At 55.9% G+C, this 12,680-nt stretch carries 12 protein-coding genes and 2 pseudogenes; 8 read left to right on the forward strand and 6 right to left on the reverse strand.

The features are described 5' to 3' along the window. Window positions 1–9 precede the first annotated feature (9 nt). Window positions 10–1,230 carry an organoarsenical effux MFS transporter ArsJ gene (arsJ, locus tag AB4N76_RS18020; RefSeq protein WP_460163338.1) on the forward strand — a complete coding sequence of 407 codons (1,221 nt, stop codon included), beginning with the start codon at window positions 10–12 and terminating at the stop codon, window positions 1,228–1,230. A gap of 215 nt (window positions 1,231–1,445) precedes the next feature. Here arsJ and AB4N76_RS18025 read toward each other — a convergent pair whose 3' ends face one another. After that, window positions 1,446–1,778: a hypothetical protein gene (locus tag AB4N76_RS18025; protein ID WP_460163339.1), complete on the reverse strand. Its 333-nt coding sequence runs from the start codon at window positions 1,776–1,778 to the stop codon at window positions 1,446–1,448. A gap of 536 nt (window positions 1,779–2,314) precedes the next feature. Between AB4N76_RS18025 and AB4N76_RS18030 the strand changes: the two genes are divergently transcribed. The 5 genes and pseudogenes from AB4N76_RS18030 to AB4N76_RS18050 all read left to right on the forward strand — a co-directional run bounded on the left by AB4N76_RS18030 (window position 2,315) and on the right by AB4N76_RS18050 (window position 6,896). Beyond that, entirely contained in the window at window positions 2,315–2,851 is a 537-nt protein-coding gene (locus tag AB4N76_RS18030; RefSeq protein WP_460163340.1) for a LasR-specific antiactivator QslA, read from the forward strand. Window positions 2,852–3,918: 1,067 nt separating this feature from the next. Then, window positions 3,919–5,325, forward strand: a complete 1,407-nt coding sequence (locus AB4N76_RS18035) for a YfjI family protein (protein WP_460163341.1) — start codon at window positions 3,919–3,921, stop codon at window positions 5,323–5,325. Beyond that, complete coding sequence (locus AB4N76_RS18040) at window positions 5,312–5,665, forward strand: hypothetical protein (RefSeq protein WP_460163342.1); 354 nt, start codon at window positions 5,312–5,314, stop codon at window positions 5,663–5,665. Before AB4N76_RS18035 ends, AB4N76_RS18040 begins: the two co-directional genes overlap by 14 nt. Then, window positions 5,649–6,630 (forward strand): annotated as a pseudogene (locus tag AB4N76_RS18045) (integrase domain-containing protein). The gene AB4N76_RS18040 and the pseudogene AB4N76_RS18045 overlap by 17 nt, the downstream one beginning before the upstream one ends. Beyond that, a complete protein-coding gene (locus tag AB4N76_RS18050) occupies window positions 6,627–6,896 on the forward strand; it encodes a hypothetical protein (protein WP_460163343.1) in 270 nt (89 codons plus the stop codon). Before AB4N76_RS18045 ends, AB4N76_RS18050 begins: the two are co-directional and overlap by 4 nt. A 167-nt stretch (window positions 6,897–7,063) precedes the next feature. Here the strand turns inward: AB4N76_RS18050 and AB4N76_RS18055 are convergent. Together AB4N76_RS18055 and AB4N76_RS18060 are read right to left on the reverse strand one after the other, a co-directional pair. Then, a pseudogene (locus AB4N76_RS18055) lies at window positions 7,064–8,319 on the reverse strand (integrase domain-containing protein). Window positions 8,320–8,869: 550 nt separating this feature from the next. After that, a complete protein-coding gene (locus tag AB4N76_RS18060) occupies window positions 8,870–9,121 on the reverse strand; it encodes a helix-turn-helix domain-containing protein (protein WP_460163344.1) in 252 nt (83 codons plus the stop codon). A 99-nt stretch (window positions 9,122–9,220) separates the two neighbouring features. Between AB4N76_RS18060 and AB4N76_RS18065 the strand changes: the two genes are divergently transcribed. Then, complete coding sequence (locus AB4N76_RS18065) at window positions 9,221–9,622, forward strand: hypothetical protein (RefSeq protein ID WP_460163345.1); 402 nt, start codon at window positions 9,221–9,223, stop codon at window positions 9,620–9,622. Window positions 9,623–10,208: 586 nt separating this feature from the next. Beyond that, window positions 10,209–10,424, forward strand: coding sequence for a hypothetical protein (locus AB4N76_RS18070; RefSeq protein ID WP_460163346.1), 216 nt, complete (start codon window positions 10,209–10,211; stop codon window positions 10,422–10,424). 59 nt (window positions 10,425–10,483) lie between these two features. On the opposite strand, the gene AB4N76_RS18075 is transcribed toward AB4N76_RS18070, so the two are convergent. The 3 genes from AB4N76_RS18075 to AB4N76_RS18085 all read right to left on the reverse strand — a co-directional run bounded on the left by AB4N76_RS18075 (window position 10,484) and on the right by AB4N76_RS18085 (window position 12,344). After that, entirely contained in the window at window positions 10,484–10,894 is a 411-nt protein-coding gene (locus AB4N76_RS18075; protein WP_460163347.1) for a response regulator, read from the reverse strand. Between the two features lie 47 nt (window positions 10,895–10,941). Further along, the gene (locus AB4N76_RS18080) at window positions 10,942–11,373 is read right to left on the reverse strand and encodes a hypothetical protein (RefSeq protein WP_460163348.1); all 432 of its coding nucleotides are present in this window, start codon (window positions 11,371–11,373) and stop codon (window positions 10,942–10,944) included. Window positions 11,374–11,822: 449 nt separating this feature from the next. Continuing rightward, on the reverse strand, window positions 11,823–12,344 hold the full coding sequence (locus AB4N76_RS18085; protein WP_460163349.1) for a hypothetical protein: 522 nt from the start codon (window positions 12,342–12,344) through the stop codon (window positions 11,823–11,825). Window positions 12,345–12,680: the final 336 nt, after the last annotated feature.

A 12,680-nucleotide genomic window follows, 5' to 3' on the forward strand; every position in this document is an offset into this window, starting at 1 on the left:
GGAGCGGTAATGAAAGCGTTGTCAGCCCTCGCTCCGGAAGTGCGGCAGTACCTGCTCGTGACGGGCAACTACTGGGCCTTCACCCTCACCGACGGCGCTTTGCGCATGTTGGTGGTGCTGCACTTTCACGCGTTGGGTTACAGCCCACTGCAAATCGCGGCGTTGTTTCTGTTCTACGAACTCTTTGGTGTGATCACCAACCTGGTGGGCGGTTATCTCGGCGCCCGGCTGGGTCTGAACCGAACCATGAACATCGGACTGGGCATTCAGGTTGCGGCGCTGTTGATGCTGACGGTTCCGGTAACCTCGCTAACCATCCCTTGGGTGATGGGGGCCCAGGCTCTGTCGGGAATAGCCAAAGACCTGAACAAGATGAGTGCCAAAAGCTCCATCAAGCTTCTGGTTCCTGATGGGCAGCAGGGCAAGCTCTACAAGTGGGTGGCGATCCTCACCGGCTCGAAGAACGCACTCAAGGGTGTCGGCTTCTTTCTTGGCGGGGCCTTGCTGGCACTCATCGGCTTCAAAGGCGCCTTGCTGGCCATGGCGGGTGTCTTGGCGCTGATCTGGATCAGCAGCTTGATCCTGTTGAAGAAGGACCTGGGCAAAGCCAAAGCCAAGCCCAAATTTCGGGACATCCTGTCCAAGAGCCGGGCGATCAATATCCTCTCAGCGGCACGAATGTTCCTGTTCGGCGCCCGCGATGTTTGGTTTGTGGTGGCCTTGCCGGTGTACCTGAGCAGCGTGTTCGGCTGGGACTTCTGGAAGGTTGGTGGCTTCCTCGCGGCCTGGGTGATCGGCTACGGCATCGTGCAGTCCTTTGCACCCAACATCACCGGCAAAAAACGTGGGCATGTACCGGATGGTCGTGCGGCATTTCTTTGGGCACTTGCACTGGCGGGTCTGCCGGCGGCAATTGCTCTCGGGCTGAACACCGGACTGTCGCAACAGGTGGTGTTGTTGGGTGGGCTGATGGTTTTTGGCGTGCTGTTCGCGGTGAATTCGTCGCTGCACAGCTACCTGATTGTCTCTTACGCCAAGGAAGACGGAGTGTCGTTGGATGTGGGTTTTTATTACATGTCGAACGCCATGGGCCGCCTGATCGGCACGGTGCTATCCGGTTGGATCTATCAGATGTATGGACTGGAAGCGTGCTTATGGATATCGAGTGCATTCTTGGTGTTTGCAGCTTTGATTTCGATTGCATTGCCTCGTCACGCATGTAGTGAATGATTGCTTTTGGCCGATTTCTGTCTGTTGCCACCGTCAATTATGGAGCTTCGGACCGGCGATCGGTTAAGTATTGAGAGTTTGGATAGGTTGGCAGTGTTAAAGCCCGTCAGCGATACGATTACGTACTCTGAGGTTTGAGGCCCCCGGCCGGTGGGTGGCCCGCGATAACCGAAGATAGTTTGATGCAGTGCGAGCGAACCAATTCACGGGGGCAATTACATCGACTTGATCGATACCACTTCCACGAACCTGAATTTTTTTCTGGCCGTCTTGGTAGCTTCTTGCTCCGCAACTAGGGAGCTCAGCGTATCGGCCTCATGTACCATCTCGTGCATCTTGCCTTCAAATTCATTTCCCACCCGTAGCGTGACTCTCAGTCTGGGTGTGAAGCCTTTTGAGACTTTCTGTTTCTTCGCTGTCTTTACCGGTTGCACCATCAAGACATCCGGAACAGTGTCTTGTAAGTGTGAATGAGTTTCCGTGGCAGAGGACTCCGGTACGCCAAATAGCGCCTTACGCATTTCTTCTTCCGTCAACTCGGTATTCATACCATTTCTCTTAAGGGCGTTATGTATAACCGGTCTAATTCTATCAGCATGGCCGGATTCTATAGTCGAGAGACGCTGGGTCAGGCCTGAAACGGGGGGGCGGCCGGCAGATAACGGGGAGCGTCAGCGTCTGGCCGGCAGCTTTCATCGGATGCAGAGTTTATTGATACTGCATGCTTGTGTTGTCGCGGCTTCACATTTACGCTTTGTCCCGTCGCGGTCAGTCCCGTGGCCGGGTGTCAGAACCTGAATTGTTCGAGGCGCATGGCGCCATAGCCAGCGATTAAGCGCTTACAAAGGCTTAGCTGCTGCTTTTCTATGGCGGTCCGTGCGGGGCAGGCTTCGGCCTGGCCGGTTCCCTCGGACGCCGGTTTCTGACCCCCGTACGGTCCGCCACCTATTTCGTGTCAGAACGGCTGGGTGGACGGCTCCTTAACTGTCCGAGGAGATAAGGAAAATGACCTGTCCCCCTTTTAAGCTCGTGCGCCGCCCTGGCTGTTTGTTTCATACCGCAAACTATCTCGGAGGATTCCGTGATGTTTGAGCTCTCGCTTCTAGTCGGTCTGCCCAAACCCAACACCATTGATACTGCATCGCTTACCCCTGAAGATGCTGCGATTAAACTGCGGCAGGCAGCCACTCTTCGGCTAAATGGAGCACAGAGTATTCTGCTGCATTTTCCGCAGGACGTTGAGCTGGCGGTAGAGCTGCTGGATGATGCCGCCGTGTTGTTTGATAAGGCGTTCCGATATCTGACAGGTATCCCTGCTCAACGCGCTCATCAACAGATCGGTGAGTACTTCTCTGTCCCCTCCGCTGAAGGCTGTCCTGGTATTCGAACCCCATGGGGCAATGAATTCGGCCCGATGATTGAGGACGGCGTTCTTTGTGCTGAGACCTGGCTTGACGGCTCATCACTACCACTATGGTGGGCACTGGCGCAGAACCGAAAGCGTCATCGCCCAGGTGATTCTCAAGAAGCGTTCGAGGCCGGTTTTCTGCTGCGGTTGCAGCAGACGTTGAGCATGCGGCGCGAGGCCCCCACCTCCCAATCAGCCAACTTTGATGCTTGAGGCGGTATTTGACGTCTGAAACTTTGCTTTCCGCCAAACCCTCCGATCCAGCGATCTTTGATCGCGCCGATCGGAGGGTTCACTAGCCCTTTTTCAAAGCCACCTCATTCCATCACCCCATTTTAAATTTCAATTGGCGCCACGCCGTCGTTTACACGTCGGTAAATTGCCCACGATCTCTATCTAGCGAAGTGCCGCTTCAGTGTCAGAACGGATCTGCTCGTGGGGCCATGGATGGAGGAGTGGCGACAGCGGCGACAGCGGCGACAACCTATGCAGAACGAGGCCTGGAGCGTGGCGACAAAACTGGCGACAGTCGCCACTTTTCGCACGCCTTGGTCGTGACGCTTGACCGTCGTTTCGAGTGGGTATAAAAATTGGCGCACGGACCGCTGTCGTTGACAGCACCAGCCCAGGTAGCCAGAACCTTTAAGGCTACGCCATTAGCGTGGTGGTTCTTCCGAAGTGCGATTAGCGTCCGGCGGCTCGCACGGTCACTCTCCAAGGGTGATGGATGCCTACTCGACTTATCTGCCCACTGCGGCAGACGATGAACCTTCCTCGCTGCGCTGCAGCAACCTATCCGCTTGGCCATTTCATTGAGCCAACCTGCGCCCGTCTCTTTCTTCTGGAAAGAGACGGGCGCTCTACCGCTGCTGCAAGCCACGCCGTACGGGGCATTGCCGCAACTCTCCTCGTGACAATCGACCTGACAACTCCGATTCGTCGCTATCCGCAACGACACAGACACCGGTGCCGCAGCCCATGGAAGTGCTGCACCTGACTGACAGTCAGGCATGCCCCAGGTGTCCATGTCTTTGCCTTCTCCCACCCAGGATCTCCAGGTGCTGAACTCGTCAGTCGGCACAGCCTCCGCCCGCCCGCCTCTTCGGATGCGCCAAGGAGGCCAGATTCATGGGTTCATGCCCTCGCTCCCGGTCGTAAGGAGCCGCACGTTCCGCGCCAGTGAACACCTCACAGGCCGCAGGGGCCTTGATCCCTGATAACACTCAACAGCCGTGGCGGGAGTACGTGAGGACAGCCAGCCATCACCCAGGAGAGTGCACATGCAGCAGTTAGATCCGAAGCTTGAACTCCCACGATCACCTCGACCGTTAATCGAGTCGAATCCCGTGGCTGAACCCTATCCGGTCCAGGCACTTGGTGGAATTCTTGGGCCCGCGGTTGAGCGCATGGCCGAGGTCATCGGTGTGCCCCGGGCACTGGCCGCGCAATCGGTCTTGGCTGCCTCGGCGCTGGCCACTCAAGGCCATGCGGGATTACAGCTCGACGGGAGAAACTATCCCCTGTCGCTGTACCTGATCACAGTGGCCGCATCTGGTGATCGCAAGACGGCGGCCGACCGATTTGCATTGCTTTCAGCACGACAATGGGAACGTGAACAGTGGCAGCGCTACCGCGAACAACTTGCTCGGTACCGTGCCGCACAGCGACAGGCGCAGCGTATCAATCCTGCCAGTCCCGCCCCCACAAACGGCGTACTGCTCGAAGCGGAGCCCTCGGCCCCTCGGCTGATCACCACGGATCCAACTATCGAGGCGCTGATCAAAGGGCTCTGCCATGACCTGCCCAGCATGGGCCTGTTCTGTGACGAAGGCGGACAGTTCCTCGGCAGCAGCACCATGAGTCGGGATAACCGTTTAAAAGCGGTCACGACCTTATCGTCGCTCTGGGACGGTAGCCCGATTGATCGTGCGCGCTCCATGGCGGGCGAAAGCCTGCGGGCTTATGACCGGCGCGTGAGCCTGCACTTGATGCTGCAACCGTACTTGGCCATGCAGTTACTCAGTGATCCGATGCTGCAGGGGCAAGGCATTCTCGGTCGCTGCCTGATTACTTGGCCCACCAGCCTGGCCGGACAACGCAGCTACCAGGCTGTCGACTTGTCCAAAGACGCTGCCCTAAAGCGATATCAGCGCCGCCTTTCGGCGCTGTTTTATCAGCCTTGGTCACTTTCCGCTGACGGTGCCTTGCAGCTGTCACCGCTGAGCCTCAGTCCGCTGGCTCGTCGTCGCTGGATTGATCTGCATGATGCCATCGAAGCCCAGTTGGGTGAGTTTGGTGAGCTGGCCAGCGTGCAGCCCAGCGGATCGAAGGCCGCCGACAACCTGCTGCGCGTCGCTGGCATTTTGGCCGTGGTGGAGGAGAGCTGTGTCGTGGAGGTCGACCATATCCAACGGGCCTCGACCTTAGTTGGCTACTACCTCACCGAGATCCAGCGCCTGACCGAACAGGAGCCGGTGTGCCGGGCAAAGGAAGAGGCGGACCGGCTGCTGCGCTGGCTGCAGATCAAGAATTGGAAACGCTTCAGTATTCGAGAGCTGAATCGCAACGGTCCCCGCTTTGCCCGTAAGAGCAGTCGTCATGCCGCCAAGCTGCTGGTCGAGTTGATTGATCATCAGTGGCTGATCACCGACGGGCATACCTTTGAGGTGCGTCATGTTCAATCTTGATGAGGCGTTGCGTAACCATCTGGCTCAGCGCCAAAAGGAGCCGAAAGCGCAGTTTGTCGCCGCTACTGTCGCCACTTTGTCGCCACCCTCAAAGCCAGGCAGGACAAGGGTTGTCGCCGGTGTCGCCGGTGTCGCCACCACCCATAAAGCTATTGTCTCGACGACAGCCATCATTCAGTGGTTGAAAGAGGAGGGTGCGCATCTCTACGTCATCAATAACACGCTGTGTTTTAGCCCGACTGATTGGGTCCAGCTCGCCATCGTGAGTGCGAACTGGCGAGCCCTCTTGCATGAGCTAACTGCAGTCGATCAGGAGCAGAAAAATGGCTCGGGTCGGTAAGCGAGCTGGGTGTAATTTCGGCTTCGGTCGCCAACTCAGCTATGCCGGCCCGGAAGCCCTGAGAGATCTGTTTGGGGGCGGCCATTTTGCTACCGTCAAAACCCATAGCGATCGCTGGCAGGCATTCGTGCGTTGGTGCAGATCCGAGGAAGGACCGAGGCTCAATGACGCGCGACAGATCGACCGCGAGATCCTGATGCTGTACGCCGCCCACATGCGGGAGCAAGTTGACCAGGGCAACGTCGGAATTGCCACCGCGCAAAACCGCCTGTCCAGCGTCAACCGAACGATGGCCGCGCTGCGCGGTGATCAGTACGTTAAAATCCCCAGTCCGAGTAAGGCACTAGGCCGGCAGCGCTCAAGCGTTCGTTTTGAGGCACCGCAAGGGCAGGACCGTGTGCAGGTCAGACTGATTGCGCATGCGCTGTCTGAGCGACAGCAATCGAGGGTGAGTGCCATTGTGCTCCTCGTCCGGGAGGCTGGTATGCGCTTGCGTGAAGCGATCTTGGCGGACCTGCCTCGGCTGCAACGAGAGGCCCAACGACTGGGCAAGATCAACATTCAGGATGGCACCAAAGGTGGTCGGTCAGGCGCATCCGCTCCGCGTTGGGTCGCGGTCACCGATCAAGTCCTCGATGCCCTGGATTGGGCCCGTGCGACCCTCACCCAATGGCAGCCGGAATTTGTTGGCGCCCGATGAAAGCTACAAAGACTTCATGCGGACAGTCGTGCGGCCGGCACGAGACCTCCTACATGAGCATGGATTGAAAGGCTTTCATGAACTGCGGGCGGCCTACGCCTGTGAGCGCTATGAGCAACTGACCGGCCTCTCTGCGCCGGTAAATGGCGGGTTTGGTCACCGAGAAGATCGAGAGCTTGATCAGCGTGCACGACAGCAGATCAGCCATGAGTTGGGACATAACCGCATCGATGTGGTGAGTGCCTACATCGGAGGCCGGCGATGAAGTTTGAATTCGACATGGCGTTGTTTCTGAGCCCTGTGCTCAAAGGTGCGCATGCCACGCGGCAAAGGCACATCAGACAGGCAGAAAGGATGCACGAGGTAATTCGTGAGCGCTGGAGTTGCGCAACTCCTTGGTCCTGGAGGGACAAACACGTGAGATGGTTTCTGGAGCACTACCTGCGATGCTCAGCTCCAGCTACCGTCTACTACTACGAATTGACAGCAGGGTTGATCCGCCGCAGAAAGGCGCAACTCGTGGTTGTCTGATAGACGCTTTTAAGCGTGAGCCCCTGAGTATGGGAATGCGGAGCCTTCCCATACTCAGAGGCTTAGCCGAAGAAGCGCAGGCATGCCAGAGATTTAGCGACAGTCGTCACTTCTGTCGCCCTGCTGCACGACACGGATTGTCGCCGGCGTCGCCAACCTTTGGATGCTCAGCGTATCGGTACGACGTTGCGGTCCCTGGTTTGATTGATGGCCGATGCCGACAGGCTGCCGGTGGCCGCCTTCTGGATATGTTCACTCCACCAGGCCATCATCGGACGCCGGCGTTCGATGTAGTCCGCCCGGTTGTAGGCGCTTCGAACTTCGTCTTTATCGACATGCGCCAGCGCGACTTCGATTAGCTCCGGATCCCATCCATGCTCGTTCAGGATTGTGCTGGCCATGGAGCGCATGCCGTGGCTGACCAAGCGGTCCTGAAAGCCCATTCGTTTCAACGCCATGTTGGCTGTCTGGCTATTCGCGTGGGTGCGCGGGTTTCTATCTGACGGGAACACATATTCCCTGTGGCCGCTATGGGGCTTAAGCGTCTCCAATAACGAGAGTGCATGTTCGGTCAGCGGGATTGTGTGCGGACGACGCTTTTTCATTCGCTCCGGAGGGATGGTCCAGATGTGTTTGTCGAAGTCGATGTCTGCCCATCGAGTGGTGGCCGCCTCGGCAGGGCGGGTCATGGTATGAAGTTGCCATTCGATCAGGCAGCGGGTCGTCCGCTTGATGCTGGCGTTCGCGATTTCCATCATGAGCTCCGGAAGCTCATCAGGTGGTAGTGCGGCCATATTCTCTTTCTTGGGTTTCTTGAATACCGCTCGAATGCCGCTGAGAGGGTTGGCAAAGATCATTCCGGAGTTGACGCCGTAGGTCATAATCTCATTAAGGCGCTGGCTCACTCGCTTAACCGTCTCGAGGCTGCCTTTGGCCTCAATCGGGCGAAGCAGCTTGATAACCATTGGTGCGTTCACTTCCGATAGCGGCGTTGATTTCATGCTTGGAAATACATGCAGTGTGAGTGAGCGCCAGATGTCCTCGGCATACGCCGGGGTGACGGAATCCTTCTTCAATTCGAACCACGCGGTGGCCACATTCTCGAACGTGTGTTCCGTTTCCGCCCGTTTGGCGTCCAGCAGTTCATTGCGTTGAGCTTTGGGGTCGATGCCCTGTGCAAGCAGTTCTCTGGCATCAACGGTTTCTTCCTGGCCTGTGCCAGAGAAACCTCGGGATAAGAGCCGAGCGCCATGTTGATTCGATTCTTGGTGACGGGATGCCGGTAGTTGAAATTCCACTGCATCGAGCGATTGACCCTGACTCGCAGCTGGAGCCCGTCGCCATCCGTGAGGACGTAATCCTTGTCTTTCGGTTTGACCGCCTTGAGCTGGCGGTCGGAGAGGCGGGTGGTTTGAGCGCACATGAGAAGTACTCCATGACACCTTTTGGTATTCCCAAGATTAGCGCCGGGGAGTCGGGAATACCATTGGGAATACCAAACCGACTGGAACTCAAAAAATCTGGAAAGCCCCCAGTAGCCCTGAAACCCCCGTGTTTACTGGATTTTAGGCACAAAAAAGACGTCCGTGGACGTCTTTAGATGATGAAGTGGTGGAGCCGGGGGACTCGAAACCTTACACAGCGGCTCCGCTCATACCCCCGAATTCCGCGCCTTTGCCATAACGCTCGCGCCGGTAGTGTCACACTCTAGTGGAGCTGGATGATGGTAGAGCGCTAACCATACGATGCTCGTTTGATATTCACAAGATAGGCTCGATTCCGAAATGCTCAAAAGGGAGTTGAACCGCCGTCCGTAGATCAAAGGAGTAGCTTTGCATTAGCTCCTGAGGCCGGAGCTGAGACGTTGGCTTTCTCATAGCTAGGGTTAGGGAACGAGAGCGCGTAATAACTCTTCAGCGTGGACCAGGCAGCCTGAGATATCGACTCGGCGTATTCCTATGCTAAGGGCGTATCTATTCAATCAGAAGCGATGAGGGCGCAACATCCAGAGCCGAGGCGAGCCTCCAGATGTTGTAGATCGTGACGTTCTTTTCAGAGCGTTCCAGCATTCCAATGTAGGTGCGATGGACTCCGGCCCGCTCAGCAAGAGCCTCTTGAGAGAGGTCGAGCTCAAGGCGTCTACGTCGCACGTTCGCGGCGAATATACTAACGAGAGGGCAGTCATGAGGCTTGATAGTCATGCTTGCAAATCTGACTGCCTGCATACTATGGTTCTACATACTGTGATTAGCATAATTCGGCTTTGTCAGGTCGTTTGCCACCGTCACATATGCCTCTCCCCCTAGAACCAAGGTTCCTCCGTGATGAAAAAAGCCACCGTGCTCGTTGTATCGCTACTTGCTTCAACTCCCGTATTTGCCGACATCCAGGCGGATTGCAGCGCCAAAATGAACGGCGAGGCTCGCTGTGAGTTCGCTAATAAGGGCAAGCAAAAAGATAGCTCTTGCGTTGTTATCGAAGTGGTCAGAGCTTACGACGCTAAAACCTACACCCGCCCTGCTTTCGGCGGAAAGGGCGCTGTACTGACTTCGGAGAAGATATGTTCCGGACTAGTAGAGGCTAGTGACATTCGCGAGCGTGTCCCATCCAACTCTTGGTCTGCAAACGGAACCCCCATGACCCCCATGGCTTTCTGCGAGTCTGACAATCCCTGGGAGAAGGCCTCTACCAACTGCATCATGACAACGAAGGTCGTTGCCAACTGATTGCGAACTACTGAGATAAGCAGGGACTCTTCGCGATGGGGTGTGTAATGCCTGACTGCAAAGCGTCACTGCTCGTTCTGCCCCCCCCTGGCGTCCTTGACTAGGCCCCACACATAAGGATTTGTCATGAAAAGGTTGGCGTGTGCAATTTTTCTCGTCCCACTCATCGCAACATCGGCGCCTTCTAAGAAGGATAAAGATGAGATCTCACAGATCGTAGAACGCTCTGGAACGATTTTAGGAGGCTTAATCGAGTGTGACCGCGACGACATGCGGGCTACTTATGTAGACAGTCTCAGAGACGCGCTCAGGGTCTATCCAGGGACGGATCCTGTGAAGGTGCGTGCACTAATTCGACGTGTCGAAGCGCAGGGTGAGACGATAGGCAGGCTAGGCATCAAGAGTAATCCATCACCATCGGCTGAAGATCTAAGTCTGCAACAACGGCTGTGTCGTAGTCAGATCTCGGACGCAAAAAGAGACATGCGCGCTTTGGATAGTTTCATCCTCAAATAGCCTGCGCTCCATGCCTGAGCCGCTGTGGGATGAGCTAGTATTTTCAGCTCATCATTCCAGGATGGTAGCGATGGACAACTTAGAAGTGAAAATCGCCACGGCGGATGCACTAACCTTGCTTTTGCATAATCAACACGCCATTGCGGCTGCCTTGGAGGAAATCACCAACTGGTTGGCTGAAAATGGCGTTGGGGATGTCTCGTTCAATGCAACCAAGGCGCTTGAAACGCTGGACACAAACGCACGAGCAGTTACAGATGCGATTTTGCGTATTCGGCGGTCGTGATTCGTATGCCATTGCGCATTCGATGCACGGTGCCAGAATCAAAGCGTACGGGACGCTAGCTAGATGTTTCGGTCGGGTGGAACGCCCGGCTGGAGCTGGTTCGCAACCGCTCTCACGAGTTCCTCCAGCGACCAAGGCTTCGGAAGGAAGGCAGTGCCGGCTGGGATGCCTATGAACGTTTGGGTCCATCCGCTGGTGATTATGATGTGGGTCTCTGGCCACTTGTGTCTTACAAGTTCTGCAAGCTCAGCCCCTTGCACCTGCCCCGGTACTCCGTGATCAACAATCATTAACGCGCACCGGGTGTCGGAACCCAGCATATGTATAAGTGCGTCATCGGCAGTAGAAAATGCCACGCACTGCGCACCGACATCCAGCAGGATATCCTTCATCAAGCCAAGCAATAGTACATCGTCTTCAACAATGACGATTTCGCCATCGATTGGTAGTAGTTGAAAATTTACATCCATGGCTGACCTCTGCCCGATCGGGCTCTCGGCCTCACTTACCCACTCATTTACGGTTGGATTGTTCGTTCGAATTTCGGGCCATCTTCAGGAATCAGGCGTAGCCTGAATTTATTCCCCTGACCTTGGATGATGTCAACCGCCGATTCGCCGGGAGGCTCGTCGAAGACGTTAGGGTTTTGCTCTGCCACGAAAACGTATTTACCTGGCGCAAGATACACCTCGACCTTTTCCCCGGGTTTCAAAGCGGCTACCGGGTGAGTGTCTACCTTGAAGATGAGCTGAAGCCCGCTGCCCATAAAGCCCGTATCTCGTACCACCATCACCAGCTCAGTGCGGTAAATGTCCGGCGTGAGATAACTCTTTTCTAGAATGCGATCCAGCGGGACTTGTGTCGCAACGTTTCCCGGGGTTGGGCTGGTAGCGCAGCCGGCGAGCCAGCATGCTGCTATGCCGACAACTGCTAAGTTCTTCCAAAACATGCTCACCTGCGTGACTGGCTCTCATTCGAAGGAGGACTATGCCTGAGTCAGATTCCGATGTCGCTATAGAGCGTCTGGGCCTCACAAGAAGTATGTGGGGGCTGTAGTCCGGGTGCGTTGTGCTTCATCGCAGTCACAGTTTCAGCTGTGGTGATGTTCTTTGATGCAGTAGATAGCTAATGCGCGGGGCTGCGATGCTTCTGAATGTCGACCGCGATGTTTTTGTGACGCTGCCTGTAATCCGTCGCGACCGCTTTCCTGAGAGCCTCTAGAGCCACCTATACACGGTCGTCCGGAATGCACAAAGCTCGTGGAAGCGAGCAAGGCGATACTGTTACGTCGGCCAGATCTGTGCGATTCAACCGGCACGGGCTCATCTTCGCAGGCCAGTCGATGGCCGTTTTTGAGGGGCTCTATTTTGTCTTACTGTTCCTGTCTACGACGCTTTACTAGCGCAGCCACGCGCGCATAGCCTCATAGAGTTCGCGGCCTGCGAGAGTGGCCGACCGGCTTGCGTAATCTGGACCGGACTGAAGCCGGTGCGCGGTGAAGTCAATCTCTTTGCCTGTGTACGATACCCAAGCGCCCGGGGTTTCAAGCTGAGTAACTTCGATAGCTTTATTGTCTCCGCGCAACCGGTAACCTTTTATCGGGGGGTCTATCTTCAGATCTGGTTTGGGGGCGAGCAATTCTTGGATGCTTTGAATTGAGACGCCACCCGGAATTCTGGCAACGCCGTGGATATGAAAGGGGTGGTTTTCTAGGCTTTTACTGTCGGTGAACTCTGTGACGAAGGCGATATCTCTGATCCCACGCGTTCTCATGAGCGCTGAGAGAAAATCTATCGGGCCCTTCGCGGCTGATAATGCAGCATCTGCGATTTCGTGCCCTAGACGAAATGTGAACGCTTGAGCATTAGGCCGCAGTGCAAAGCCAAGGAAACTGAAAGCTCTCTTCGTATCAGCAGGCAACCTTCTCTTCCAGTCTGGAAGGGATAGACCATGAGCAGCCTCTTGAGCTAATCCTTGGAGATGAGCATTGTTGGCTATGAGCGTGTCGATCCGTGTCTGGTCTCTTACTTTCCCTACTTCTAATATCGCTAATACTGCTAGGGTTCTTCACGTAGGACGTGTAGAAGCCGGCCACGACGCCCGCGACAGCTGGCGTGCAGCGATTTTTTGCTGGCGCTTTTAAAGTGGCAGATTTTGGAAAAGGACCGCTCGTATTGGTGGTTTGCGGGTCTGTCATGGCCTAGCTCGAATGCAGTCCTGAAAGGACGAATTTTCAAATTGATGTCTTCCTGGATG

This window comes from Pseudomonas sp. S2_F03, assembly GCF_054668335.1.